The sequence below is a fragment of the Bacillus sp. 01N42_2 genome, assembly GCF_056399565.1.
The window spans coordinates 644,320-669,384 of record NZ_JBFTRO010000001.1; the positions used below are offsets into that span (position 1 = coordinate 644,320).

The 25,065-nt window shown below is 41.1% G+C and carries 24 protein-coding genes and 2 pseudogenes; 11 read left to right on the forward strand and 15 right to left on the reverse strand.

What is annotated here, in order from left to right:
- The first annotated feature begins 50 nt into the window (after positions 1-50).
- Together AC1DN5_RS03340 and AC1DN5_RS03345 are read left to right on the forward strand one after the other, a co-directional pair.
- Entirely contained in the window at positions 51-431 is a 381-nt protein-coding gene (locus AC1DN5_RS03340; RefSeq protein WP_016937436.1) for a hypothetical protein, read from the forward strand.
- Positions 432-592: 161 nt separating this feature from the next.
- On the forward strand, positions 593-955 hold the full coding sequence (locus AC1DN5_RS03345) for a hypothetical protein (RefSeq protein ID WP_016937435.1): 363 nt from the start codon (positions 593-595) through the stop codon (positions 953-955).
- Between the two features lie 51 nt (positions 956-1,006).
- Here the strand turns inward: AC1DN5_RS03345 and AC1DN5_RS03350 are convergent, their stop codons facing one another.
- Positions 1,007-1,399: a hypothetical protein gene (locus AC1DN5_RS03350; RefSeq protein ID WP_366969906.1), complete on the reverse strand. Its 393-nt coding sequence runs from the start codon at positions 1,397-1,399 to the stop codon at positions 1,007-1,009.
- Between the two features lie 128 nt (positions 1,400-1,527).
- On the opposite strand from AC1DN5_RS03350, the gene AC1DN5_RS03355 reads away from it, so the two are divergent.
- A complete protein-coding gene (locus tag AC1DN5_RS03355; protein ID WP_366969907.1) occupies positions 1,528-2,490 on the forward strand; it encodes an iron-hydroxamate ABC transporter substrate-binding protein in 963 nt (320 codons plus the stop codon).
- Positions 2,491-2,529: 39 nt separating this feature from the next.
- Here the strand turns inward: AC1DN5_RS03355 and AC1DN5_RS03360 are convergent, their stop codons facing one another.
- The 7 genes from AC1DN5_RS03360 to AC1DN5_RS03390 form a co-directional block, all read right to left on the reverse strand.
- The gene (locus AC1DN5_RS03360) at positions 2,530-2,877 is read right to left on the reverse strand and encodes a YxeA family protein (RefSeq protein ID WP_016937432.1); all 348 of its coding nucleotides are present in this window, start codon (positions 2,875-2,877) and stop codon (positions 2,530-2,532) included.
- Between the two features lie 13 nt (positions 2,878-2,890).
- On the reverse strand, positions 2,891-4,759 hold the full coding sequence (gene yxdM, locus AC1DN5_RS03365; RefSeq protein ID WP_366969908.1) for an ABC transporter permease YxdM: 1,869 nt from the start codon (positions 4,757-4,759) through the stop codon (positions 2,891-2,893).
- Positions 4,734-5,507 carry an ABC transporter ATP-binding protein YxdL gene (gene yxdL / locus AC1DN5_RS03370; RefSeq protein WP_366969909.1) on the reverse strand — a complete coding sequence of 258 codons (774 nt, stop codon included), beginning with the start codon at positions 5,505-5,507 and terminating at the stop codon, positions 4,734-4,736. Before yxdL ends, yxdM begins: the two co-directional genes overlap by 26 nt.
- Positions 5,508-5,651: 144 nt before the next feature.
- Positions 5,652-6,629 carry a two-component system sensor histidine kinase YxdK gene (gene yxdK, locus AC1DN5_RS03375; RefSeq protein ID WP_366969910.1) on the reverse strand — a complete coding sequence of 326 codons (978 nt, stop codon included), beginning with the start codon at positions 6,627-6,629 and terminating at the stop codon, positions 5,652-5,654.
- Entirely contained in the window at positions 6,626-7,315 is a 690-nt protein-coding gene (gene yxdJ / locus AC1DN5_RS03380) for a two-component system response regulator YxdJ (RefSeq protein WP_047477471.1), read from the reverse strand. Before yxdJ ends, yxdK begins: the two co-directional genes overlap by 4 nt.
- A gap of 148 nt (positions 7,316-7,463) precedes the next feature.
- Positions 7,464-8,903, reverse strand: coding sequence for a sensor histidine kinase (locus AC1DN5_RS03385; protein WP_327814902.1), 1,440 nt, complete (start codon positions 8,901-8,903; stop codon positions 7,464-7,466).
- On the reverse strand, positions 8,900-9,622 hold the full coding sequence (locus AC1DN5_RS03390) for a response regulator transcription factor (protein ID WP_047477465.1): 723 nt from the start codon (positions 9,620-9,622) through the stop codon (positions 8,900-8,902). The genes AC1DN5_RS03385 and AC1DN5_RS03390 overlap by 4 nt, the downstream gene beginning before the upstream one ends.
- 240 nt (positions 9,623-9,862) lie before the next feature.
- Between AC1DN5_RS03390 and AC1DN5_RS03395 the strand changes: the two genes are divergently transcribed.
- From AC1DN5_RS03395 to AC1DN5_RS03415, 5 genes are all read left to right on the forward strand, one after another.
- Entirely contained in the window at positions 9,863-10,774 is a 912-nt protein-coding gene (locus AC1DN5_RS03395) for an ABC transporter ATP-binding protein (protein WP_042635632.1), read from the forward strand.
- Positions 10,771-11,529 carry an ABC transporter permease gene (locus tag AC1DN5_RS03400; RefSeq protein ID WP_007614844.1) on the forward strand — a complete coding sequence of 253 codons (759 nt, stop codon included), beginning with the start codon at positions 10,771-10,773 and terminating at the stop codon, positions 11,527-11,529. Before AC1DN5_RS03395 ends, AC1DN5_RS03400 begins: the two co-directional genes overlap by 4 nt.
- A 16-nt stretch (positions 11,530-11,545) precedes the next feature.
- Complete coding sequence (locus AC1DN5_RS03405) at positions 11,546-12,280, forward strand: ABC transporter permease (RefSeq protein WP_232904829.1); 735 nt, start codon at positions 11,546-11,548, stop codon at positions 12,278-12,280.
- A 297-nt stretch (positions 12,281-12,577) separates the two neighbouring features.
- On the forward strand, positions 12,578-12,784 hold the full coding sequence (locus tag AC1DN5_RS03410) for a plantaricin C family lantibiotic (RefSeq protein WP_029325769.1): 207 nt from the start codon (positions 12,578-12,580) through the stop codon (positions 12,782-12,784).
- Between the two features lie 94 nt (positions 12,785-12,878).
- A complete protein-coding gene (locus AC1DN5_RS03415) occupies positions 12,879-13,520 on the forward strand; it encodes a response regulator transcription factor (protein ID WP_366969911.1) in 642 nt (213 codons plus the stop codon).
- Between the two features lie 47 nt (positions 13,521-13,567).
- On the opposite strand, the gene AC1DN5_RS03420 is transcribed toward AC1DN5_RS03415, so the two are convergent.
- Entirely contained in the window at positions 13,568-14,152 is a 585-nt protein-coding gene (locus AC1DN5_RS03420) for a flavoprotein (protein WP_327814906.1), read from the reverse strand.
- 210 nt (positions 14,153-14,362) lie between these two features.
- Between AC1DN5_RS03420 and AC1DN5_RS03425 the strand changes: the two genes are divergently transcribed.
- From AC1DN5_RS03425 to AC1DN5_RS03435, 3 genes and pseudogenes are all read left to right on the forward strand, one after another.
- Entirely contained in the window at positions 14,363-17,554 is a 3,192-nt protein-coding gene (locus AC1DN5_RS03425) for a type 2 lanthipeptide synthetase LanM family protein (protein ID WP_366969912.1), read from the forward strand.
- A 51-nt stretch (positions 17,555-17,605) separates the two neighbouring features.
- Positions 17,606-19,798: a peptidase domain-containing ABC transporter gene (locus tag AC1DN5_RS03430; protein WP_327814908.1), complete on the forward strand. Its 2,193-nt coding sequence runs from the start codon at positions 17,606-17,608 to the stop codon at positions 19,796-19,798.
- A gap of 113 nt (positions 19,799-19,911) precedes the next feature.
- Positions 19,912-20,244 (forward strand): annotated as a pseudogene (locus tag AC1DN5_RS03435) (hypothetical protein); the annotation flags it as partial.
- Here the strand turns inward: AC1DN5_RS03435 and iolJ are convergent.
- The 6 genes and pseudogenes from iolJ to iolE form a co-directional block, all read right to left on the reverse strand.
- On the reverse strand, positions 20,225-21,097 hold the full coding sequence (gene iolJ / locus AC1DN5_RS03440) for a 6-phospho-5-dehydro-2-deoxy-D-gluconate aldolase (RefSeq protein WP_049627678.1): 873 nt from the start codon (positions 21,095-21,097) through the stop codon (positions 20,225-20,227). The pseudogene AC1DN5_RS03435 and the gene iolJ overlap by 20 nt on opposite strands.
- A 2-nt stretch (positions 21,098-21,099) precedes the next feature.
- On the reverse strand, positions 21,100-21,942 hold the full coding sequence (iolI, locus tag AC1DN5_RS03445; protein WP_327814909.1) for a 2-keto-myo-inositol isomerase: 843 nt from the start codon (positions 21,940-21,942) through the stop codon (positions 21,100-21,102).
- 65 nt (positions 21,943-22,007) lie between these two features.
- On the reverse strand, positions 22,008-22,877 hold the full coding sequence (locus tag AC1DN5_RS03450) for a sugar phosphate isomerase/epimerase family protein (protein ID WP_016937425.1): 870 nt from the start codon (positions 22,875-22,877) through the stop codon (positions 22,008-22,010).
- Between the two features lie 19 nt (positions 22,878-22,896).
- Complete coding sequence (gene iolG / locus AC1DN5_RS03455) at positions 22,897-23,931, reverse strand: bifunctional inositol 2-dehydrogenase/D-chiro-inositol 1-dehydrogenase (protein ID WP_366969913.1); 1,035 nt, start codon at positions 23,929-23,931, stop codon at positions 22,897-22,899.
- 22 nt (positions 23,932-23,953) lie between these two features.
- Positions 23,954-24,106: pseudogene (locus AC1DN5_RS03460) on the reverse strand (MFS transporter); the annotation flags it as partial.
- 53 nt (positions 24,107-24,159) lie between these two features.
- Positions 24,160-25,056, reverse strand: a complete 897-nt coding sequence (gene iolE / locus AC1DN5_RS03465) for a myo-inosose-2 dehydratase (protein WP_366969914.1) — start codon at positions 25,054-25,056, stop codon at positions 24,160-24,162.
- Positions 25,057-25,065 lie beyond the last annotated feature (9 nt).

Consider the following 25,065-nt stretch of genomic DNA (forward strand, 5'->3'; position numbering starts at 1 on the left):
CGATTGACTACATAGTGTATAAAGACTTCACTAGATAAGGAGAATGATGAATGAACCCATATCAGTACTACACCCCGCCTGCCTATTTCCCTCAGCAGCAGGAATACGAAGTGAACCGCGTTGAGTATGAGCCGTATCAGCAGGAAAGCTATTATGCGCCCTACCAGTCCGAAGAGCGGCAGCCGACAGGTTTAGAACGGAGAGTTGCCCAGCTTGAAAGACAAAATGCCGAGCAAACGAGAGAGCTTACCCGCCTCTCACAAGAAGACCAGCGCCAAAACCGGGAAATCACGCGGATGAATGAGCAGATCAGACGGCTGAGCCAGTCCATTGAAATCCATACCCGCCGCTTAAACCGTTTGAATCAGCGCCTGCGTGCAGTCGAAAACAGACTCAATATCCCTTTTCACGCTACAGAAGGCGGCTTCTGAGAAAAAGGGCCGGAATACAAAGCTCGACAGGCCATTCCCGAGCCTTGTATTCCGCTCTGTACATAACAGGTAAATATTTGAATGCCATTCTCGCATGAATGCCTCACATTTTCTTTCACATGATAAATATGTAAAATCAATCACTCCAGGAGGTTTTCATGATGTACCAAAACCAATACAGCGGAAATCAGCTGCAGCAATGCCGCCAAACCGCACAGCAGCTTATTCAGCAGACACAGCAAAGCAGCCAGCAGTACAAGCAAATGCTCCAGCAGGAACAGCAAAACATTCAAATGCTTCAGCAGATGCTGAACCATGAGCAGCATGCCGTTCATACCATTCAGCAAGCGTTGCAGGGTCATGAAATGGCCATCCAAAAATGTCAGCAAATCGTGAATGTGTGCAATCAGCTGCAGCAGGAAGTAAGCGGACATCTGACTTCACCGATGACAAACGCTAACGTTTCATCATTCCCGCAAACCCAGCATCACACACCGTTCCAGCAGCATTCATACCAGCAATAGCCCGATCACGCAAATGACAAAGCACAAGGTTACCGGCTTTGTCATTTGTTTTTATCTCTGTTTTGTCAGGTCAATGCGCTGAGCGGGTTTTCCGCCGAATTTTTCTTCCGCCGCATGCCTAACCGCTTCATACGCTCTGGCTTCGACGTTTTGTTTAAACACATCAAGCTGTATCAAATAAGCCGCCCGCACCTTCAGCCCGTGGATGATGGCGATGGCCCATAGAGGCAGCACGATATACACGCCGGGTGTGCCCGGCAGCACAAAAGCAATTGCTAAAATAATAAAATAGATAAGTCCGTATTTCAGCCATTTTTTGTTCTTGGCCCGGTAGCCGATATAGAAAAAGGCCAAGAAAGCGGTGAGCGCAAACGGCGCAAAAGTCAGCAGCAGCCACCAGCTGTGCAGCACTTCCCACCAAGTTCCTCTCTTCGTAATCAACATTCATTCCTCCTCCTTTACTACTATAACATGGATAATCAAGAAAGGATTTCTATAAAAACATAGACGGAATAAGGTCTTCCTGCTATATTAATAATGATAATCATTATCACTAAAATAGGGGGATCATGATGAAGAAAAGATCATGGCTGATCGGCCTGGCACTTCTGCTTGTTTTCGCCTTAAGCGCTTGCAGCGGCGCGAAGGAAAACAGCGGCTCCGCATCAGGCAAAGGAAAAACAGACATGCGTACATATCAATCAACAAAAGGAAAAATTGACATACCCGCACATCCGAAGCGGATCGTCACTGACTTTTATGCGGGTGAGCTGCTGTCCGTTGACGCAAATGTCGTCGGAGCGGGCTCATGGGCTTTCAAAAATCCATTTATCCAAAAACAGCTGAAAAACACCACGGACATCGGCAATCCCGTCAATGTGGAGAAAGTAATGCAGCTGAAGCCTGATTTAATCGTGCTGATGAAGGATGATCAATACGAAAAACTTTCGAAAATCGCGCCGACGATTGTCATTCCTTTTAACACCGCAAAAAATACGAAAGATACGGTCAGCCTGTTCGGCGATATTGCCGGGGCGAAGGATAAAGCCAAAAGCTTTATGGCAGACTTTAACAAAAAAGCCGAAGCCGATCAAAAGCGCCTCAAACGTGTGATCGGCAAAGACGAGACAGTCGGCCTTTATGAAACGACGGATAAAGGCGAGATCTGGATTTTCAATGACAATTCCGGCCGCGGCGGCCAAGCCGTTTATAACGCACTCGGATTGAAAGCGCCGGCCAATATTGACAAAGACATCATGAAAACGGGCGCCATGAAACAGGTTTCCCAAGAGGTCATCCCTCAATATGCGGCTGATTATATGTTCATCACTGATTACAATCCGAATGGAGAAAGCAAAACATTTGAGCGTCTGAAAGATTCATCCGTTTGGAAAAATCTCGACGCCGTAAAGAACAATCGTGTCTTTATCAACGACTTCAACACCTTCTATCCGTATGACCCGATTGCCGTCAGCAAACAGATGGATATCATCACCGACATGCTGATCAAACGGGCTGAAGAAAATAAAAAATAAGAAAACGGCACAGTCTGACGCTGTGCCGTTTTGTATGATTTACTTTAATTTCGACTGTACGGAGTCCGGCATATCTTTAAACCTGACTTCTTCCCAAGTCTCGACATACTTTCCTTTCGCCTTCACCTTCAAATAGGCATTCTTCCGAAGGTCTTTCCCGGCGAAAAAGGTCACTTCTTCTTTTTTTCCGGATGCGTTGTATCCGTCTAATGTATATTCAGTACCGCCCGGGCTAAGATGTTTGCCATCTCGGTCAATCTGTACATAAACATCTTGCTGGTGAATAAACGGATTAAATCTGTCTGTAACATCGTTATGAAAAAAGAGAAGCCCGCATATGACGGCAGCGGCCGCCAAGACGGCCAGGATTGCCAATGCCTTTTTCATCTTTACACTCCCCTTACTTGTTCAGTTTTTTCAAATAGCTTGACCGCACCGCAAGGAAGAACAGAAGCTGAAAAATGAAAAATCCTCCGATGGTCAGACTGAGCGGCCCCGCTACATCGGAATAACCTTCCACAGCCAATGTTCTCAAGGCAAACAGCGTATGCATGACGGCAATGACAAATGGAAAGAAGAAGAGAATCGCCAATTGTATCGTCACGCTTTGTGACATTTCACGCTCACTCAGGCCGATTTTGGCCAGTGAACGGTAGCGCTCCCGGTCGTCATCTAAATCGGTGAACAGCCTGAAATATAAGAAACTTGCTGCCGCGACAAAGAAGACGATCGCGATAAACAGACCGATGAATAAACTCAAGCTCGGCAGCTGCACCGTATCATAGTAGGTGCCCGCTTTTGCCATAAAATCAGAATGCACGTCAATATAGTTGCCGTAAATCTCATTTTTCAAGGATTGGCTGATCCCAAGACTGTCTTTCCAATGATCGTAGCTGTAGCCGTATAATGACGCTTTATCACCAAGTGATTTCAGCCGATCAAAGGTTTGATCGTTCACCGCGATGATGGCATTCAATGAAATCAGCGGTTTTTCGACTTCTTTTACCGACAGTTTTTGGCCGGACGGCTTGCCTTTTTGGTCCAGCAGCTTCAGCTGATCCGGCGCTTCGTTTTTGAAATTGCGGTCATACGTGCCCGGGAAATAGACGGCCTCACCATGTTTCAGGCCGTTCAGCTTAACATGGAAGTACTTCGCCGCCTCCGATTCGCTGATCATGTAAACAGGCGGAACAGTATCCCCTTCCTGATAGCGGACATAGGAAACATCTATTTTGTCTTTCTTATACGTAAAGCCGTGTGTTTTCAATTCATGGTCAATATCTTTCAAATGAGTCTTTTCCTTTGGATTGCTGCTGAAAGATACATACTCCATCTCATAAGCGGACTCTTCCGCCCCGACGGTCGCTTTGTACATCGCGAGCACGCCCGTCGCCGTAAAGGCTACCGCGGAAATAATGCTGACGATAAAGAACAGGCGGGCGTTGTCTTTTAAACGATAGACAAGATCAGAAACCCAAATGACATTTTTCCCGCGCAGATAAAAGGTTTTCCACTTCTTCAGCGCGCGCAGAATCCAGATGCTGCTTTGGCTGAAAAAGAAATACGTGCCGATGACGGTGAGCAGTAAAATGATGAACGGTTCAGTCCCGTGGACATTGCCTTTCAGAACCATGCCGTACCCGCCGCACAGGCAGGCGATGCCGAATAAGGACAGAAGCACGGACGGCTTCGGCTCCGGCTTGATCTTGTCAGTGCCCTTTATTAATTTGATCACCGTATTTGATCTGACAAAAAGGATCGTGAACTGCGATAAAAGGAAAAATAAGAGCAGAAATCCGCCGGCCGTCATGCCGAGCGCTTTCCAAGGCATATACAGAGGCAGCGCGTCCATTTCTAAAATATAAGCGCCGACCGTAAAGAACGTTTTCGAAAAAATGAAGCCTCCGATAATCCCGGCTGCGATCGACATGACGCCGATGATCATGTTTTCCGCCGTAATGAGCTTTCTCAGCTGCCCCGGCGTGATGCCCTGCATCAGCAGGATGCCGAATTCTTTATTTCTCGATTTCAAAAAGGCATTAACCGAATACAGAACAAATAAGAAAGAAAAAACAAAGATCATCCATTCCGCTGCGGTTAACCCTTTTCTGGCGATGTTATTCAGGTAGCCTTCCTTTAATGCCGGATGAAACAGGAACATTGCAAAGGTAAAGAAAATCAAAACGGAAAAGGCGCTGCTCAAGAAGAATGCAAGATAGGCCCTTTTGTTTCTCGTGACGTTTTTATAAGCGAACTGAAGAAAGGTCATTTGCGTTTCCCCCCAGCATAGACAGCACATCAAGAATTTGTTCATAAAAGACTTGGCGGTTTTCCCCGCGGTAAATCTCATTAAACAGCTCGCCGTCTTTTATAAAGATGACACGGCGGCAGTAGCTTGCCGCAACCGGATCGTGGGTCACCATCAAAGCCGTGACATGATCATCCTGGTTCAGGCTCTGCATCGTTTCCATGACGTCTTTTGACGCTTTGGAATCAAGATTTCCCGTCGGTTCATCGGCGAGAATGAGTGACGGCTTATGAATGACCGCTCTTGCGATGGCGGCCCGCTGGCGCTGTCCGCCGGATACTTCAAACGTCCGTTTGCTGAGCAGGTCTTCGATTCCGAGCTTTTTCGCGATGCCGAGCAGTTTTTCTTCCATGACAGACGGCGCTTCTTTTTCAAGCGTTAACGGCAGCATGATATTTTCACCGATCGTCAGCGTGTCCAGAAGGTTGAAATCCTGGAACACAAATCCGAGCTGCTTGCGGCGGAAATGGGCGAGCTTTGTCCGCTTCAGCCGGTGCGGGTTTTCTCCGTGAATCAGGATATCGCCTGAATCCGGACGGTCAATCGTAGAAATGATATTCAAAAGCGTTGTCTTTCCGGAGCCGGACGGTCCCATCACCGCCGTGAACCCGCCTTCTTCTATTGAAAATGAAATTTGTTTTAAGGCTTGATAGGATACTTGTCCCTTATAGGTTTTATTTATCTGTTTGACTTCAAGCATATTCGCCATGAGAATCCTCCTTATGGTTTTATTCTTGTTGATCAGGGCTGCTTTCATGTAGTGCCGGGGCGTTCAGCATAAAAAATCCCCTTGACATGAATCCATGTTATCAAGGGGAAACAAAACGAGCTATGTTGTTTTCTTAACGCAGTCTTACATTTTTGTAAGAAATGAAAATCGAACCGATGTCCCTTCACCGGGGGACGAACTGATGTCCGCCGTATGATTGAGCTTGCCCGTAATTTCTTTGACGAGATGGAGGCCGATTCCTGTAGACTCTTGGAAACGCCGCCCATTTTCGCCGGTGAAATAAGGATCAAACACCCGCTTGATGTCCTGCGAGGGAATGCCGACACCGTAATCTTTGACTTCAAGCACCGTCCTGTCTTCATCGCGGAAGACATTCAGCTCCAGTCTGTCACTCTTGCCTGCCGAATACTTGACCGCATTTGTGACCACTTGGCCGATCGCAAATTTGAGCCATTTGGCATCGGTGTAAATCTGATGATCATCGCGAATGTCTATTTTCGGATAGACGCGGTATTGAATAAAAAACCGTTTATAGCTTTGAATGACCGATTGGAGCAGCTCTGATAAGGAAACCGCTTCGACTTTAAAATCCCGCTCAAACAGGTCGAGCCGTGATGAATAAAGGAGCGTCTCCAGCCCGAATTCAATCTGCCGGACCTCTTTTTTGATTTGTTCAAAGACGGGCTCATCCTCTTCCTGAATGATTAAATTAATGACCGACAGCGGCGTCTTTACTTGGTGCACCCATTGATTCATATACGTCACCCGCGCGTCGAGCTTGGCTTCGGTCTCATGGAGCTTCTGGTGCTGCAGCCGGATCAGCTCCATCTGCTTTTCGTACAGCTCTGAACAAAACACTGAAGACCCGAGATACGGGATGTCCGTCCCTTCCTGCTCCGAGCTGAGCCAATGATACACGCCGCGGTCTTTGTACCAGCGATAGGCCAGGTACCCCGCCAAAATAAGAAGCTGCACGCCCAATATGTAAAACAGGTGGGAAAAAGAATGAAGACCCGCAAACCAGTAATAAAAGAAGACAAACAGCCCTTGAAGGAGAAAAAGCAGAATCAGCACGGCATGGGAACGGAGAAACAGCTTCATGACAGCGCCCTCAGCTGGTAGCCTTCACCCCGCACCGATTCAATGGAAACAGGCGCATTCAGCTCCCGCAGTTTTTTTCTGAGCCGCGTGATATACACATTAAGTGTATTGTCATCGACGAAAATGTCGGTGTCCCACGTTTTTTCCATGAGCCGGTCTCTCCCCGTCACCTTTTCTCCCCGCTCCAGCAGCACCTCCAAAAGCTTGCTTTCTTTTTTAGAAAGCTCGCTTTTTTCGTCTTGAAAGCGCAGTTCAAACCGTTCGACAAAGAGCTGCACACCGGCATATTCAACCACTTTCTCTCCCTGCTTGGCGGCGTACTCTCCGTATGCTCTGCGGATCTGGCTTTTGATTTTCGCGAGCACAATATCGTAGGAAAACGGCTTTTCGATATAATCGTCTCCGCCGTTTTCAATCGCCATCACCTGATCCATTTCCCCGCTTCTGGCTGAGATGAAAATGATCGGGCTTGTGGAATGCTGGCGGATCTGCCGGCACCAATAATACCCGTCATAGGACGGCAGGTTGATATCAAGCAGCACCACATCAGGTTTTTCCCGCAAAAAAACATCAAGAACAGCTGTAAAATCATCGGCGGCCACGGTTTGATAGCCGTATTTTTCAAGGTAATTCCGCAATAGTCCGCGAATGTCTTCACTGTCTTCTACTATCATGATTTTATTCATGCAACCATCCTCCAAAAGGATACGGCTTTTCGGAGCCATCATTATTTGATGCCCCCATCATAATGCTTTCAGCGATTCCCTGCAACAAGAGAAAGCGGGCCTTTATAAAGACCCGCTTCACCCTTTCTAAACGTAAGATAGATTATTTCTAATTGACATTGTTATACTTAGATGCCAAGCCCGGAAAGGTAATTTTAAATCTTGTGCCAATTCCCGGCTGACTATATATATCAATATTTCCCCCATGCGCCTTAATAATTTGTTTAGCAATAGCCATTCCTAATCCAGTCCCGGAGTTATTAGACGAAGCGCTTATACCTCTGAAATACCGATCAAATAAACATTCAACCGTCTCTTCATCCATTCCTATCCCATCGTCCTCTATTATAATTTGTATTTCATTGTCATGTAACACGTCCTGGTATAAGATGACCTTTATTTTAGTGCCCGGAGGATTATGTTTAATACAATTAGCAATCAAGTTTTCAACTGCACGCTTTAGGTACCTTTCATCCATATTAAAAAGTATCTTATTGTGACTGGATTCTAAAGCGAATCTCTTATTCTCTGACTCCGGTAACAACTTCATTTTTTCTAAAGTGTTATTCATTACTTTCACTACGTTTTTTTCTTCAAGATGGATTGGAAGCGACTCATTTTTCAATTGAAAAGTTAAGTTGAAATCTTCAATCAGCTTTTCCATATATTCGACACGTTCTTCCATTATTAAGGAAAAATCTCGCACTTGCTGATTTTCCCACTCATATTCATTTGAAGATAAAAGGACAGTATACCCCTTAATAACCGAAAGAGGAGTTTTTAAATCATGTGAGACACCAGCCATCCACTCTTCTCGTGTCTTTTCTAATAATTCTCTCTCAGTCTTATTCTTTTGAAGCGTTGAGGTAAGTTCAGACAAAGCCTGCATTAATTCTTGATAGGTCTTATATCCAGATCTATTATGTCTATGTTTGCTTGAATGAAACTTCCAGTCATAAGGTTCTTCATATTTTTCTTTAGACAAATTCTCAATCCAAGATACAATAAACAGCAGGGGCGCACCTAGTTTTTTTCCATAAAATATGGCAATTACAATCCCTGCAATCATAATAGCAACAATCCACAAGTTATTCACCCAATAGAAAAAAGGGTTATTTTTTTCCATCGGCTTTCCCAATACCCATGTTAAATCCTGATTGTTTTTCGTTTCGTACCACGTAGATAATTGATAACCTTTTTTGGCAGGATACATGTAATCTGATATTAACTCTCCAAGAATATAATGCTTAGGTATATTTTTAGGTTTATTAAAAGAAAAAACCTCATCTCCTTGTTCATCTAAAATTTGAATCCACATCCGGTTCTCTAATAAATCTTCTTTTGCTTTCGTATTAATTGAAAAGTGTTTATCTGCAACAATTGTTTGGCCAACAATTTTTTTTAAGGATAAGTGTGGAGTTTCCGTTTTATTCTGACCCAAGACGAGACTGAAAAAAATGATACTCCCCACAATGAGCAGACCCCAAATAAACATGAGTAAAAAAAGTCGCGATACGAAGTAAAATGCTATCCTATTTCTCAGCTTCAAAATAAATCCTCATTTATAGGCTCTACTTCAAATATATAACCCTGCCCCCGAACTGTTTTAATCCATCTTGGTCTGCTCGGATCTTCCTCTAATTTTTCACGTAATCGTCTTACATGCACCATTACAGTACTATCTCCGCCATAAAACTCTCCCCACACATCTTTATAAATTTGGTGTTTACTTAAAATTTGATTGGGATGTTCACAAAAATAAATCAGAAGTTTCATTTCCTGAGCAGGGCAATCAACTCTTGTCCCGTTAACAACAAGTCTTCCCGTATTGGGATCTATTTTAAAATATTCATAATCGTATACCTGTTTTAGAGGATAAGAAGAAGAGAGTTGAGTCGTTCTCTTTAATTGGGCTTTTACACGAGCTACAATTTCCAGTGGATTAAATGGTTTAGTAATATAGTCATCTCCCCCAAAACTAAACCCCTGCAATTTATCTAAATCTGTTGTTTTTGCCGTTAAGAAGAGTATCGGCACATTTGTATGGGAGCGTATTTTGCTGCATAAGGTGAAGCCATCAGTGTCCGGAAGCATGACATCTAATAAAATAATATTCGGAAGTTCCTGATCGATTTTCAGAAGGGTTTCGCTCCCTGTCATAGCTGTGGAAATATTGCTGAAACCTTCCTTTTCAAAGCAAGTTATTAATAAGTTTAAGATATGTTCGTCATCATCCACCATGAGGATTTTGTTCTCTTCTAACGTCATAAATTACCCTCCTTTTTTTCTTATTTTAAATGAAATCAAATACATAAGAGTTGGAAAAGGAAAGAATTTAGCTCTTGTTTAAGTTTCAGAATATTCCATTAAACGATTAATCTTGATATTCAGTTTTCCATTTTACTATATGCAGTCAATAAACCATGGATGTTGTTAAGTGAATGTTTAGGAAGAGTTTCGTTTGTGTTTAAAGAACATCGCTTATGATAAAAGTGAGGTGAGAGACAAATGAATGATCAAATAGTGGTAACACACGATCTAACTAAAAAGTATAAAAAGCATACTTCAGTTGATGGATTAAACTTAAGGATTAGACGCGGCGAAATTTATGGTTTTCTTGGACCGAATGGTGCTGGTAAAACAACAACCATCCGAATGTTATTAGGTTTAATTAAACCAACAAAAGGAAACATCGAAATTTTTGGCCAAAACCTAAACAAGAATCGTTTGCAGATATTACAAAGAATCGGGTCACTGGTAGAATCTCCAACTTATTATGGTAATTTAACCGGTTACGAAAACTTAGAAGCTGTTAGGAGGTTACGAGGACTTCCGGAACAACGGGTCAATGAAGTATTGGAAACTGTAAGGTTATCTAAAGTAGCAAATCGACTGACTAAGGAGTATTCCCTTGGAATGAAACAACGTTTGGGAATTGCAGTTGCCCTGTTAAGCAGTCCTGATTTATTAATTCTGGATGAACCGACAAATGGTTTAGATCCATCTGGTATCCAAGAAATAAGAGAGTTAATCAAAGAATTGCCTAAATCAGGAATGAGTGTCATTGTATCCAGCCACTTGTTGAGTGAAATAGATCAAATGGCTACTCAAGTGGGGATTATAAACAATGGAAGGATGATTTTTCAGGACTCAATTGCAAGTTTACATCAAAAACGAAAACCACTATTAAAAGTCGGTGTTAGTGACGTAATCGAAGCAAAAACAATATTAAACAGGAAAGGATTAAAGGTTGATTTACAAAAAAATTATTTGTGGCTGTCTCAAACAGAACCGGAGTTTGTTTCAGAAATCAATTCCATACTTCTTCATTCAGGGCTGTCTGTATTTCGACTTGAAGAAAAGACACGATCGCTTGAGGATATTTTTTTAGAATTAACTGGTACAGAGGGAAGTCTATGAAAAAGTTATTATGGGCAGATCAATTAAAACTGAAACGTTCGTCGTTATTGATTGTCGTCTTATTGGTTCCCTTACTCATTATAGCATATGAGTTGGTAAATCTTACTTATCGATCTGAATACGTGGAAAAACAAGCTGAAATGTTCCATGCTGGATCAATGTGGATGTATTTACTGTATGATAATAGTTTGTTATTTGGTCTGGGTTTTCCATTAGCCGCCACACTTTCTGCGTCAATAATAGCAAATATAGAGCATCAAGCAAACGGATGGAAGCAAACCCTTTCTTTTCCCGTATCTAGAATGCGAATTTATGTAAGTAAATTTATTTGTTTAGTAGTCAGTTTATTTATTTCGTCAACAATCTTTTTGCTCGGCATGGTACTGCTGGGCAAACTGGTGGGATTTGAAGGTAGTGTACCTTGGGGACTTTTGTTTGGAGATAGTTACAGCATGTTAGTTACAGTACTGCCTATAATGGCATTCCAGATATGGTTATCTATGGTGTTTAGCAACCAAGCATTCTCAATTCTTGTAGGATCAGTATCATCTATAATGGGTTTGTTTTTGGCTGCTGCTCAATCAACGAGATGGTTTCCGCTGGCTTATCCTAGTCAATCTTCGACAGTCATTCTGCAGTATGAAGGTATAGGATATAACCCAGATCTTTCATCTTACCTTTGCATTAGTCTTTTCTTAGGGATAATTATATTATTTCTGGGCTCTATTCATTTTGCTAAACGGGATGCTTTGTAAAAAGGAGGCGAAATACTTGAAAAACATTTTATTTGTAGAACGTTTAAAGCTTAAGCGATCAAAGTTATGGATCATCTATTTATTAGGGCCTTTGTTAGGTGTATCCCTGGCATACACTAACTTTATTAAAAACTATAACCTTTTTATGAATCCTGGAGACAATGCTTGGTTAGAGGCTTGGACACAAGTTGCTTTATTTATGGGCCCTTTTGTATTACCTATCATAGTGGGAATTTTCGCCGCTCTTGTTTGCAGGGGGGAACATGTAGGTGGCGGTTGGAAACAGCTTCTCGCCTTACCAGTCAAACACTCAGATATCTTTCTGGGAAAGTTTCTAACAGTGGTCCGCATGATACTCATTAGCATGTTCATTTTAATCCTCTTATTTATCGGATTAGGTTATATGTTAGGCATAAGCGGAAGCCTTCCTTTATTCACAATATTAGGATATGGAATTAGAGGGATCCTAGCTTGTTTACCATTGATTTTACTGCAGCTTATTGTTTCAATCAGGTCTAAAACATTCGGCATACCACTCGCTGTTAGCATTGTTTTTACATTACCAGCCATCATTATTGCCAGTACACCATTAGGTCAAGTATATCCATGGACACAGCCTATGTTAGCAATGTCACCCGAAGATGAATCACCGATCCAATCAAATTTCTTATTTTATACGATTATGGTAAGTACCTGTATCGTTCTCCTGGTATATGGAATAAGAAATTTTACTAAACGAGACCTTACGTAGGGTATATGCTATGTAAACTTATGAGAATTCGAGACAAGGCAAACTAATCTCACTAGCACCATGTGAAAACAAAAAAATTTAAATTTATATGAAGGCAAGACTAAACCTTTTTGATTGTATTCTTTGAAACTAAACGACTAATGGAAAAGGGGAATAATGTTTCAGAACATATGACATAAGAAATGTAAAGATATCTTAAGACTCTTTATTTAAACATTATTTACATTTAATAATTTTACTTCCATTTTTTTGATTATGAGTTAATATAATACTATACTTAATAAGGGGGTGAATACAATGAGTCAAGAAGCTATCATTCGTTCATGGAAAGATCCTTTTTCCCGTGAAAATTCTACTCAAAATCCAGCTGGCAACCCATTCAGTGAGCTAAAAGAAGCACAAATGGATAAGTTAGTAGGTGCGGGAGACATGGAAGCAGCGTGTACTTTTACATTGCCTGGTGGCGGCGGTGTTTGTACCCTTACTTCTGAATGTATTTGCTAATTTGTTTTATATAGGCTGTTTCCCTTCAGAAGGAACAGCCTATATTTATTATGTAAACTATTAGAAAATTCTTAAAAATAGGAGGGTAAATTCATTGGGGAAAACTCTCGTTTGTTCAGAAAATAGCTATTTCCAAGCATATATGAATCATTTATTAACACCAAATGGTAATGAAATAACAAATGTTAAAACATTAGATGAATTAAAACAAATAATATCTAAAGAAAATTTTTCCTCTGTTATCATCGATACTTGCCACCCTAATGATTTAGTGTTGCAAATGATAAAATCGATATCTTGCCCAATCATAATACTTAACTCCTTAGAAACTAACGTTTCAGATTATAACCCTGGTCCAATATTAAATCAAATAAATAATATCTCGACCCTAAAACATAATGTTTTTCAATTGTCTTTTACAACTTTTTTCGATGTTGGGAAACATTGCATTTGGAAAAATAACGAATATATCCCTCTAGCAATACAAGAATTTAAAATTCTATATTTACTTTACTTGAATTCAAATAAAATAGTCTGCTCTGAAGAACTTATTGAATATGCTGATCTTACTGGTAGGTCAAGTCTGTATGTACACATTAGTTCTCTTAGAGAAAAAGTAGAGGATAACCCCGGAGATCCAAAGATTCTTCAAACAAAGTTTGGAAAAGGGTACCTCTTATCTGACAATACATATATTTGTCTTGAAAAAAAAGCAGACTCAAAAAATGTGGTGTAAAAAGGATGACCCAAAAATCATTTTAAATGACTTTTGAGTCATCCCATTTATGTTACTGAGGGGTGTTTTGTTCTTTCTTTAAACCCTTTTTCTATTTCTAATAAAGCTTTGTCGGGTGTAATTAGACCTCGATTAGGTTTTCTTGTGCCTGTCGCAATCTCAAACGCCATAATTTCAACTGGGTCAATAACAATATGCCCATCTTTTCTTAATTGTTCAATATTCCTGGAAACAACAGTTTTATTCCACATCAAATCGTTCATATTTGGAAAGAAAATAGTGTTATGTGGATGAGCTAATACAGTAGTTGCAACTAAATTCATTGCTACACCATTAGCTGTTTGTCCTAAGATGTTCGCTGTAGCTGGAATAATGCAATATATATCCGCCCAGCGGGCAAGTTCTACGTGGCTATGTCTTTTTCCGTTCTCCCCATGTTCTGAGTATACATGGTCACAAAAATAAGAAATTGTATGGGCCGGAATAAGGTCTTCCGCTGTTTTTGTCATAACAACTCTTATTTCTTTAAAAAAGCTTTTAAAATACAAGAGATACGAGGATATGCCAACAGATGAAATTGACCCGCACATCCCGATCAGTAACTTTTTATCTTTTAATATTGAAATATTCATTTTTTCCCTCCTGTAAATTTTAAACGATTATACTACAAAATTACTCTTTTTAAGGTGTTTGTCCTAAATATTAAGTATTCTTTATAAACACATATAAAATAAATTTAAACTTCAGTTGACATTCTTTTAACTTTTAAGTGCTCCTGCTATAGTAATGGGTAATTAAGGAACTTGGCGATATTCAAATTTATTAAAAATGAGGTGTTCAATATGCATACAAAATTCAAACGGAATTCGGTATGGAATAGATCTTCTGCAATAAGTGAAAGAAAAGTAAGGCGTTCACTTAATACTAATTGGGATGAGCTAACAAATAGACGCTTTGAAAGATGGAAAAGCCTCGTTGAAAGTGATGAAGGGATTAGAATTGAGGATGTATTAGCTGCCCAAAATATTGATCAAGAGACTCTAAAGTACACTATCATCAATGAAAGGGAAGTGGAATTTATTAATGAAGATGATCATCAAGGATGGCTGGAAATTATTCAGCTAGTTGATGAACAATCCTATAAAGATGTAAATATAGAAGTTAGAAAAGATATTCTCTTCTTTAGTTTTATAAAACCATTTTTGAAAATAGCAAGAGGCAAATTAGAGGAAGTATTATATTCTCACTCTAATAAATCTCTGATAAAGAAAGAACTTAGTCCGTCGGTAATTGATGATTTACTTCATAATCTTGGTGAAACTTTATCAGCTATAAGTAGTCGGATATTAATATTGGAGTTAAATGTAGCAAGGGTATCAGGAAAGCTCCGGGGTGAAACTTCCGAAGAACGAGCCTCTTATTTCAATCAAGCCCTTTTAAATGACCCAGCATATGTTCGATCAATTCGAGAAGAATACATAGTTTTAACAAGGCTGTTAGCAACAAAAACTATGTATTGGATTCAAAATACTTCTGATCTCCTTGTAAGATTTCATCAGGATAAAGGGATATTAGAATCTGAGTTTAGTAATGGTCAAAAATTAGGGAAAATTATTTCCATCGATACAGGAAGCAACGTATCAGATACTCATAACAAAGGAAAAACAGTCGCCATTTTAAACTTTGAAACTGGAATTAAAATTGTGTACAAGCCTCGTTCATTAGAAATAGACGAAAGATTCAATAAACTAATAAATTACTTAAACGGTAAAAATTTAAGTTATGACTTAAAAACTGTACACACAATTAACAAACAATCTTACGGATGGACACAGTTTATCTCTTATAAAGAATGTCAGGAAGAACTGCAAATTGGGAAGTTTTATTGGCGTATTGGCAGTTACTTGGCTATCTTATATGCAATGAACGCGGTAGATTTTCATATGCAGAATTTAATTGCTAATGGGGAATATCCTATTTTAGTTGATTTAGAATCTTTATTTCATAATAATTCTACGTATACAGATACCAGTGCTTTTAGTCGCGCACAAGAACATATTGAACGTTCAGTTTTACGGATTGGGTTATTACCGAGAAAAATAAATAGTAAAGCTGGATTTGAAGGAATTGACCTTAGTGCATTAGGTGCACAAGAAGGACAAGTATCTCCGCATAAAACCAGTACAATAGTGGATCGAGATAAAGATACAGTCAGAATAGAAGAAAAAAACTTTCCAATTCCAGTTAGTCAACATAGACCTATGCTGCATGGACAAATCATTAATACTGTTGCTTACGAAGAAGATATTATAAAAGGATTTGAAGAAACCTACTTTCTTTTCATGAAATATAAACAAGACATGATCGATCAAATCGATTCTTTTAAAGGGGTTACTGTAAGACAAATATTACGTGGAACATCTCGCTATGCAAACCTTCTGAAAATAAGTTTACATCCAGATTTCATGAGAGACGGCTTAGATCGTGAAATGATTTTAGATAAATTGTGGCTAGATACAAAATTGAATCCCCGATTGAATCAAGTAGTAAACAGTGAAAAAGAAGACTTATTCCTTGGGGATATACCATATTTCACAAGCAAGCCCGAGTCTAAAAATATGTGGGATTCCAAAAGTCGAAGAATCAATAATTTTTTTAAAACAAGTGCCTTAAATGAGACAAAGGATAAAATAAATGAAATGAATGAAAGTGACTGTCAAGAACAAGTAAGCTTTATAAGAACAGCTATTTTAGTAATTAAGGATTCTTATCGTAAACATAAAGTATTTGACATAAATCCTCGATCACACGTTTTTAACCCAAAAGATTTTTTACAAGAAGCTATTAAAGTTGGAGACTTTCTTGTTAGCAGGGCAATCGTAGGCGAACAGCAAGATGGACAAAAGGATGTATCTTGGATTGGATCGTTTGTTGACAATCAACGAGAGGATCAATTCAAGATTTCAGCGGCAAATAATTCATTATACGAAGGTGTAGGAGGTATTTCTCTCTTCCTTGCTTATTTAGGCCACATCTCTAACGATGAAAAGTACACTAAACTGTCTAAAAAAGCTTTAGTGCCAGTACACAAAAACATGTCTGCATCTAGTGATTTAGGTGCCTTTGGGGGAATTGCTTCTTACCTTTATTTATTGGACCATTTATCAAAATTATGGAATGATGAACAACTGTTGAAAAACGAACTTCAGTCAGCCCTCAACAAATTAGATTATTTGATCGAAAGGGATGAAAACAACGATATTTTAACAGGGGTGGCTGGAACAGCAGTTATTTTAATAAATTTGTTTAAACGGTATAAAGAAGACAAAATCTTAAACTTGATTACAAAATGCGGAAATCGTCTTATTCAAAATATAAACGTTATGGAAAAGGGAGTTGGATGGAAAGTCCCGGCAAACCCAATGCCAGCCTCCGGATTTGCTCATGGTGCCTCAGGAATTATATGGGCACTTTATGAGATTTACGCAATCACTGAGCAAACTGTATTTAAAGAGGTAGCTGACAAAGCGTTAGAATTTGAAAGAACTTTGTTTATTCCAGAAAAAAATAATTGGGCAGATATTAAACTTGAAAACGGACAGTTCCGAAATGATAACTTTGTTGCTTGGTGTAATGGCGCAGCAGGTATAGGGTTAAGTAGGATATTGATTCTTCCACACAATCAAAATGAAATGATAAAGAATGAAGCACATATCGCAATTAATACAACTCTAAAATATGGTTTCGAACATGATCATTCTTTATGTCACGGTGATTTAGGTAATCTGGACATCCTTATGTACGCAACAGAAAACTTTAATAAAAAGTTAAGCGTAAATGTAACAGAACTAAGCCATAAAATTTTAAATGATATAAAGCTCAGAGGATGGTTAACTGGATTTGAAAAAAATAACGAATCCCCATCCTTAATGATGGGGTATGCAGGTATAGGACTTGGATTGCTTAAAATTTTTGCACCAACCGAAGTACCGTCAGTTTTGAGACTTCAATCACCTTTAGAACTAAAATTGTAAAATTAACATGAGCCTTACTTTGTTAAGGCTCTATTTCTTAGGAGTGATCCAATGAGAAGAAGAGTTTCTCTGGTAAGGCAAATGGGACAATATGAGTGTGGTCCCGCCTGTCTTACCATGATTTTAAGTTATTATGGGATTACAATATCTTTAAATAAAATAAGTGAACAATGTGATGCCCAAAGAAATGGAGTATCTGTCTCCGTCTTAAAATCAGTATCAGAATACTATGGGCTTAACTGCAAAGTATACCAAGTTTCATTTGAAGATTTGAAAAAATACATCAACTCATATCTTCCCTGCATCATATTTTGGGATGAACGGCACTTTGTGGTTTTAGAACAGATTAAAAACAGCCTTTTTCATATAATTGACCCTAACAAAGGGAAATTGAAATTATCCGAAGAAGAATTTAAACGTCATTATAGCAAGGTAATATTGACTTTTAAGAAGACGGATAAATTTAAAAAGATGAAGCCATCATCCGCAGTAAAGTATTATTCGCATTATATAGTTAAATGCCGTACTATTGCTCCACTTATCCTTCTCTTTTCATTAACCATACAAGTAGTCTCCTTAGCCGTTCCTTTTTTAATTAAATATTTAGTGGATCATTCTTTGATAAGTAAATCACCAACTCATTTACCACTTTTAGGATTTTTAATTATAATAGCAGTTTTTATATTGGGACTTGTTATGTTTATCCGCAATCATTTCTCAATTAAACTTCAAGCTATTATAAGTAAAAACATCTCAAAAGATTTTGTGGAACATTTATTAAAATTACCTCTCAATTTTTATGAAAATCGAACAACTGGTGATATTGCAATGAGAGTAAGTAACATTGCCATGGTTAGGGAGATTATAGCTAAGAGTGGATCAACAGTAGTACTAGATATAATTACTTTGGTTTCATTTTTTATTGCTATGTTAACTCAATCATTTAAACTTGCATTTTTTGCTATTGGATTGGCCATTATTCAATTCTTATTAATGATGGTTTTGATTCCAAGAATAAAAGATTTAATCCGCGGTGACTTATCAACTCAAACAACTACACAAAGTTTTTTGGTGGAAGCTTTAAGAGCTATCACTTTTATTAAATCAAATGGTTTAGATCATTCTATTCTAACAAAGTGGTCAAATTACTATGACAAACAAATTGAAGCATTTTCACATCGATACCACTTAGACGCTTTAATGGAAAGCATAAGTGTAAGCATTCGATATTGTGCCCCTCTTCTCTTATTATGGTTTGGATCAATAGAAGTTATCACCGGAAACTTAACACTAGGGGGATTGTTAGGGTTCAGCAGCGTAGGAACATCTTTCTTGTTGCCGATTGCTTCTCTAATAACAAGCACGCAACAATTTCAGTTGGTTGGTGATACTTTTGAACGAATACAAGATGTTATGGAAACTGAACCCGAACAATTCAACCAAGCTTCAATAATTGAACCTGAATTATCAAAGCAAGATATAAAACTTGAAAATGTAACATTTACACATCATAACTTATATATTCTTAAAGAAATTTCATTAAACATTAAATCAGGTACTAAATTAGCTCTGGTAGGCCGTACAGGTAGTGGAAAGACAACTTTATCAAGAATCATTCTGGGATTATACAAACCAACCAAGGGAAAAGTACTATATGGTGAACAGGACTTGAATACCTTAAACCTTTACGAAATTCGAAAACAAATGGGGGTCGTATTACAAGAAAGCTTTCTTTTCAATGATACTATTGCAAACAATATAGCTGGATTTAAAAACTTATCTCAGGATAAAATTGAACAAGCAGCAAAGAAAGTGCAGTTACATGAAGACATAATAAGAATGCCCATGGGATATAACACAATTATCGGGGAAAATGGAAATATGTTGTCAGGAGGGCAGCGCCAGCGTATAGCAATAGCGAGAGCCATCGTCGATAACCCTTCTGTAGTCATTTTGGATGAAATAACAAGTAACTTGGATACATTAACAGAGCATAAAATTGACGAATATTTTGCAAAATCAAATATTACCCGTATTGTAATAACTCATCGTCTTTTAAGTAGCCAAGACTCTGATTTAATAGTGGTATTAGATCAAGGAAAAATAGTTGAAAATGGGAAGCATCAAGAATTATTAGAGAAGAAAGGATACTATTACGATTTATGGATAAAACAAGTAGGAGATAGACAGAAAGCTGCGTTGCAAACAGCCCCTTTCCCTAATGAGCCAATTGGCAAAACTTAAAACTGCTGATTTTACCTTATTTCAATAACGGATGCCTATTCCCTTTATCTCTATCTCTCCTATGTAAACTAACAATGGCAAACAAGGCGGCCCAATGTAAACAATCGTTTTGATTGAAAGCGCCCGAGACGATTGAACAGGATGTCACAAAAAAAGAAAGGTGGAACAGCTCTCTCAAGATTTCATTCCTAGTATACCGCAGCTTATATTTTCATTACAGAATACCGTTTGAAAGGCTGAAACAAAACAAGCCAGAGCAATCCCCCATTTAAAAAAATCTTGCCGCTGTCGACCATAACCGTGTGTTCATCAATGACTTTGATACCTTCTCCCTGTACAATCCGCTTTCAGTCAGGAAACAGGTTGATTTGTTGGAAATAAACAGAAGTATTGAAAGCACTCACGAGGTTGTGAGTGCTTTTTCATTCAGCCGACCTGCTGCTTAGCGGCTTTTCCGGCTGATCCGAACGCTCTCATTTTGCTTCGCACCGTCTCTTCTACAGCTTCAATGCCGGGTATCATGTAGCCGCGCGGCTCATACAGATCGCTGGTTTTCTGAAACATGCGGCGTGTTTCGTCTGTCCAGGCGACCATACATTCCGTGTTGATATTGATCTTCGCGTGGCCGAGCGTGATGGCTTTTTGGATCTGATCCTGCGGAATTCCGGATGCCCCGTGAAGAACGAGAGGAATATCAGTCATGCGGGAGATCGCTTCCATCTCCTTAAATCCGAGATTCGGCTCACCCTGATATTTGCCGTGTACGGAGCCGAGGGCGGCGGCCAGCGCGTCGATGCTGGTTTCTTTGACGATTCGCTCACATTCCGTGATATCGGCATAGCGGACACCGCCGACCAGACCGTCTTCCATGCCGCCGACCGTGCCGACTTCAGCTTCTACTGACACGCCGTGCTTTGCTGCATAATCGGTGACTTCTTTTGTCATCGCAATGTTCTCGTCAATCGGCTGATGGGAGCCGTCAATCATCACTGAGCTGAATCCGGCGTCAATGGCCTGTCTGCAGCGTTCCGCACTGCTTCCGTGATCAAGATGAAGCACGACGGGAACGGTAATCGCCATTTCCTCCATTAACGCGCTGACCATGGCGGCAATCGTTTTAAAGCCGCCTAAATAATCGACCAGACGATCGGAAGCCGCGGCGATGACCGGCGATTGCTCCTTTTGCGCCGCTTGCAGAATCGCCTTCGTCCATTGCAGACCGTTTATATTAAACTGGCCGACTGCATACTGCTCCCGTTTCGCTTCTGCAAGAAGATGTTTCATGGTGACAAAAGCCATGTTCACGCCTCCTTCATGAAGTATTTTGATACGGCGGCTTCCGTTGTTTCCTTTGCCGTTTTGATCGTTTCCTCCGCGGTCAGCTTATAATATTCAGGCCTGAACAGTTCTACGGAGACAACATCATTGAATCCGATATCCCTTAACACTGACAGGTGGGCGTCTAAGTCAATCGCTCCCTTCCCCGGCCAGACACGGTCTTCATCCGTTAAAAAGCCGATCGGGAAATCTTCTGTATCGTCAATATGATAGATGAAAATTTTCTTTCCGTCCGCCTGCCTCAGGCTTTCAATATTGGAGCCCATCGCATGGAAATGGAAGCTGTCAAACACAAGTCCGACATTATCGCGGCCCACAGCGTTCACGATGTCATACGCCTGTTCAAATGTATTGACCGTGCATTGCGGGTGGCCGACAAATTCAAGAGCGATGTTTACGCCGTACGGCTCAGCGATATCCGAAAGCTCAGTCAGAACCTCTATACTGCTCTTTTTGATCTCTTCTTTCAAGATTTTCCGCTCTGTCACAAGCGGCACAGCCACCACATATTTCACGCCGAGCGTTTCGCACGTTTCCATCATGCTCTTGAATTCCGAAATGATCTCCCTATAGCCCTTCTCATCACGGTTGTTGAAGAAAACCAGTGCGTTCAGGGCAAGCGGTTTAATGTGATGGGTTCGAAAATATTCCGCCAGATCGGCCAGTGAATGGTCTTTTAAGTATTCCGGCAGCTTATCCATTGTGCGGATTTCAATATAATCATAGCCGTGCTTTTCGCACAACTCTAAATCCTGTTTCAAGTTTGAATTCTCCAGCGTAGTCGCTTCATTAAAGCAAAGTTTCATGTCAGCCTCTCCCATCTGCGTTTAGCTGAGGAGCCTTTCCGCCCCGCCGAACTCCGTACTAAAGCTTATGCCATACCTAATTCTTCTTTTAATTTCTTAAGCATGAACCTGCTTGATTCATCCGCTCTTTCGCCGACCCAAGCGAAAACGGCATTCGTCGCAATTCCGTCGAATTTCATCTCTCTCATTTTTTTGAAAATCGTATCAAAATCAACCTCGCCTTGCCCGATGTCCAAATGCTGATGAACCGTTACTTTCGCGTCAGGCGGATTGACGATGTAACGCAGGCCGTGAGCCGCTTTATGATTAAAGGTATCTGCAAATAAAACATGTGTGAGGCGGCCGCCGGCTTCATCAAACATAGTCGCAATATCGCCTTTGCCGTCATCGTAAAAGAACGTATGCGCCGTCGAGTAGACAAGATTGATCCAATCCTTATCAAGCGCGCGGATCATATTCATCGCACCTTTGTGCGTTTCGATAAAATCGTATGGATGGGCCTGCAGATTGAGTTTAACGCCTTCTTTTTCAAAGACGGGCAGCAGCTCATCCATGGACTTGATGAATTTTTCTTCACTTGTCAACGGATCATATTTTGAACCGCTGAATTCACTGTTCATCAAATCCACTTCAAGCTCAACCGCAATTTCGATCGCCCGTTTCCAGTTGCGCACAGCGGCCTGGCGGCGGTCTTCATCAGGCCCCGCCCAGTGGTAAAGCGGCAGAAGAGAGGACAGCTTCACGCCTGTATCCTTTAAAAGACGCTTCAATTGTTTGATTTTTGCTGAATCGACTTTCGGATATTTGTAGAAAGGACAGAAATCCTCGCGCGGGGACAGTTCGATATACTCGTATCCGAGCTCCGCCGTTTTATAGACCATTTCCTCTAACGTTAAATCATCACGGTACATGGATGGATCTAAGGCCAGTTTCATTGTTTTCACTCCAAATCTATTATTTGCTCACAGTCGTAAAGGATTGATAGAATGCCGGTTTTTCTTGCAGCGCCACTGGCTCTTTCTGTCCGGATTCCTGAGCTTTTACGCACGTGTCAGTTGTCACCGCGGCAATATAACCGTCCCATGCCGTCGGACCGCTGACTTCGCCTTTTTTCCGGATCGAATCAATGAAGTCCTGAATTTCCGCATCATACGCAGCCGCAAATCGGCGCTGCCAATCCATCAGGATATCGGTGCTGAGTTTTCCTTCTTTTCTCAAGCTGATGCTTGACGGTTCCGGGAGCTTGATGACACCGTCTTCCCCGACGATTTCACATTGAATGTCATAGCCGTATTTGCAGTTCACATAGATTTCGGCATTGATGACGATACCGCCTTTTGTTTCGATGATGACCATCTGCGGATCTTTGAGATGCGGCAGCGCATTTTTTGATTTCTTCGGATAGATGACTTGTACGGATTCATAATCGTCATTGACGAGCCAGTGGAGGACATCAATTTCATGAACGAGCGTATCGACGACGGCCATGTCGGTTGAATAATTCGATGCGACTGTCGGGTTGCGGTGCGCACAGTGAATCATCAGCGGCTCACCGACCGCACGATTGTCGATCGCTTCTTTCAGCTGAACGTAACCGCTGTCATATCTGCGCATGAAGCCTACCTGAACTAAACGTTTACCCGTCTTCATTTCTTCTTTGACGATGCGCATACAGCCTTCTGCCGTTGTGGCGAGCGGCTTTTCACAAAACACGTACTTTCCGTGCTGAATCGCTTTCAAAACGCTGGACTCGTGAGCCGGGCCCCAGCTTGTCACTAAGACGGCGTCCACATTTTCAGCAGCGAGGAGGCTGTCGTCATCAGGATAAACGGAGGCGTTTAATTCGAAATCCTGAACGGTCTGCTGCGCGGCCTCCTGATTCACATCTGTTACAGCGGTAATTTCCGCTCCGGACAGCTTATTTGTGATGCGGTTGATGTGCTCCTTTCCGATAGCACCGGTTCCGATAACACCTATACGTAAGTTCATTGATCGCCACTCCTTATGATAATCAAATAATGGTTCTCGTCTTTCTTTTGTCGCTGCCGCCCTGAGGAGCACCGTACAGTTCCTGCTGAATCTGTTCAAGCGGATTGCCGGACGTATTCGGTGTGAAGACAAGCCCGATGGCCGTCACACATATGAGCAGAATACCGGCCATAGATGGTCCTTTTGCTGAAAGCTGATTCCGCCTTGGCACGATTCCTATAGGCCCCCCTAATTTGCAGGATCAAGCAGTTCACTGTCGATATACTTTCTCGCTATCAGCGCGTACTCAAGCGGATTGGCGATTGCCGGGTCTTGTTCGGCTTCAATGACGATCCAGCCTGAATAATCATGACGGATGAGCGTCCGGTACACTTCGGTAAAGTCGATGCATCCGTCTCCGGGAACCGTGAAAATGCCCTGTAAAAACGACTGCCTGAATGATTTGCCTTCTTGTCTGCACCGCTCCATAATGTCAATCCGCGCATCTTTGAAATGAACGTGTCTGATCCGATCCATATGCTTGTTGAGAATCGTCATGCAGTCTCCGTCGGAGATATAGGCATGGCCGGTATCATAAAGTAAATGGACATACCGGGGGTCTGTTCCTTCCATCAGCCGGTCAACTTCTTCCGCCGTCTGGACGCCTGTGCCGAGATGATGATGAAAAGCGAGGTTCAGCCCGTATTCCTCCGCGATTTTCCCGAGACGGTTCAAGCCATTGCACAGCGTAACCCATTCTTCATCTGTGAAGTGCGGTTTTTTCTTAAAAACATCAATGTCCAAGCCCTGGACACTGTACGTCTGTTCAGAAACGATGGCGACATCCGCTCCGACTTTCTGCAAATAATCGCAGTGTTCCGTAAATGATTCAGCCGTTTTTTCAATACCGTCTTGAATGCTAAAACTGCTGAACCATTTCCCCGCAATCCGCAAGTTTCGGAGAGCCAGCTCCTTATTCAGGACGGAAGGTTCAGGGAAAAATCCTCCCGCTTCCGTTCCTTGAAAGCCGGCGACGACAATATCGCTCAACAGATGCTGCAGCGTATTCCCGGCTCCGATTTCCGGCATATCGTCATTGCGCCATCCAATGGGAGCGATACCCCACAGAATATCTTGTTTGCCCATCGTGATGCC

Excerpts from the sequence above, each read along its gene's own strand:
- AC1DN5_RS03340 (WP_016937436.1), top strand. The coding sequence starts at position 51 with ATGAACCCATATCAGTACTACACCCCGCCTGCCTATTTCCCTCAGCAG.
- AC1DN5_RS03345 (WP_016937435.1), top strand. The coding sequence starts at position 593 with ATGTACCAAAACCAATACAGCGGAAATCAGCTGCAGCAATGCCGCCAA.
- AC1DN5_RS03350 (WP_366969906.1), bottom strand. The coding sequence starts at position 1,399 with ATGTTGATTACGAAGAGAGGAACTTGGTGGGAAGTGCTGCACAGCTGG.
- AC1DN5_RS03355 (WP_366969907.1), top strand. The coding sequence starts at position 1,528 with ATGAAGAAAAGATCATGGCTGATCGGCCTGGCACTTCTGCTTGTTTTC.
- AC1DN5_RS03360 (WP_016937432.1), bottom strand. The coding sequence starts at position 2,877 with ATGAAAAAGGCATTGGCAATCCTGGCCGTCTTGGCGGCCGCTGCCGTC.
- yxdM (WP_366969908.1), bottom strand. The coding sequence starts at position 4,759 with ATGACCTTTCTTCAGTTCGCTTATAAAAACGTCACGAGAAACAAAAGG.
- yxdL (WP_366969909.1), bottom strand. The coding sequence starts at position 5,507 with ATGGCGAATATGCTTGAAGTCAAACAGATAAATAAAACCTATAAGGGA.
- yxdK (WP_366969910.1), bottom strand. The coding sequence starts at position 6,629 with ATGAAGCTGTTTCTCCGTTCCCATGCCGTGCTGATTCTGCTTTTTCTC.
- yxdJ (WP_047477471.1), bottom strand. The coding sequence starts at position 7,315 with ATGAATAAAATCATGATAGTAGAAGACAGTGAAGACATTCGCGGACTA.
- AC1DN5_RS03390 (WP_047477465.1), bottom strand. The coding sequence starts at position 9,622 with ATGACGTTAGAAGAGAACAAAATCCTCATGGTGGATGATGACGAACAT.
- AC1DN5_RS03395 (WP_042635632.1), top strand. The coding sequence starts at position 9,863 with ATGAATGATCAAATAGTGGTAACACACGATCTAACTAAAAAGTATAAA.
- AC1DN5_RS03400 (WP_007614844.1), top strand. The coding sequence starts at position 10,771 with ATGAAAAAGTTATTATGGGCAGATCAATTAAAACTGAAACGTTCGTCG.
- AC1DN5_RS03410 (WP_029325769.1), top strand. The coding sequence starts at position 12,578 with ATGAGTCAAGAAGCTATCATTCGTTCATGGAAAGATCCTTTTTCCCGT.
- AC1DN5_RS03420 (WP_327814906.1), bottom strand. The coding sequence starts at position 14,152 with ATGAATATTTCAATATTAAAAGATAAAAAGTTACTGATCGGGATGTGC.
- AC1DN5_RS03425 (WP_366969912.1), top strand. The coding sequence starts at position 14,363 with ATGCATACAAAATTCAAACGGAATTCGGTATGGAATAGATCTTCTGCA.
- AC1DN5_RS03430 (WP_327814908.1), top strand. The coding sequence starts at position 17,606 with ATGAGAAGAAGAGTTTCTCTGGTAAGGCAAATGGGACAATATGAGTGT.
- iolJ (WP_049627678.1), bottom strand. The coding sequence starts at position 21,097 with ATGGCTTTTGTCACCATGAAACATCTTCTTGCAGAAGCGAAACGGGAG.
- iolI (WP_327814909.1), bottom strand. The coding sequence starts at position 21,942 with ATGAAACTTTGCTTTAATGAAGCGACTACGCTGGAGAATTCAAACTTG.
- AC1DN5_RS03450 (WP_016937425.1), bottom strand. The coding sequence starts at position 22,877 with ATGAAACTGGCCTTAGATCCATCCATGTACCGTGATGATTTAACGTTA.
- iolG (WP_366969913.1), bottom strand. The coding sequence starts at position 23,931 with ATGAACTTACGTATAGGTGTTATCGGAACCGGTGCTATCGGAAAGGAG.
- iolE (WP_366969914.1), bottom strand. The coding sequence starts at position 25,056 with ATGGGCAAACAAGATATTCTGTGGGGTATCGCTCCCATTGGATGGCGC.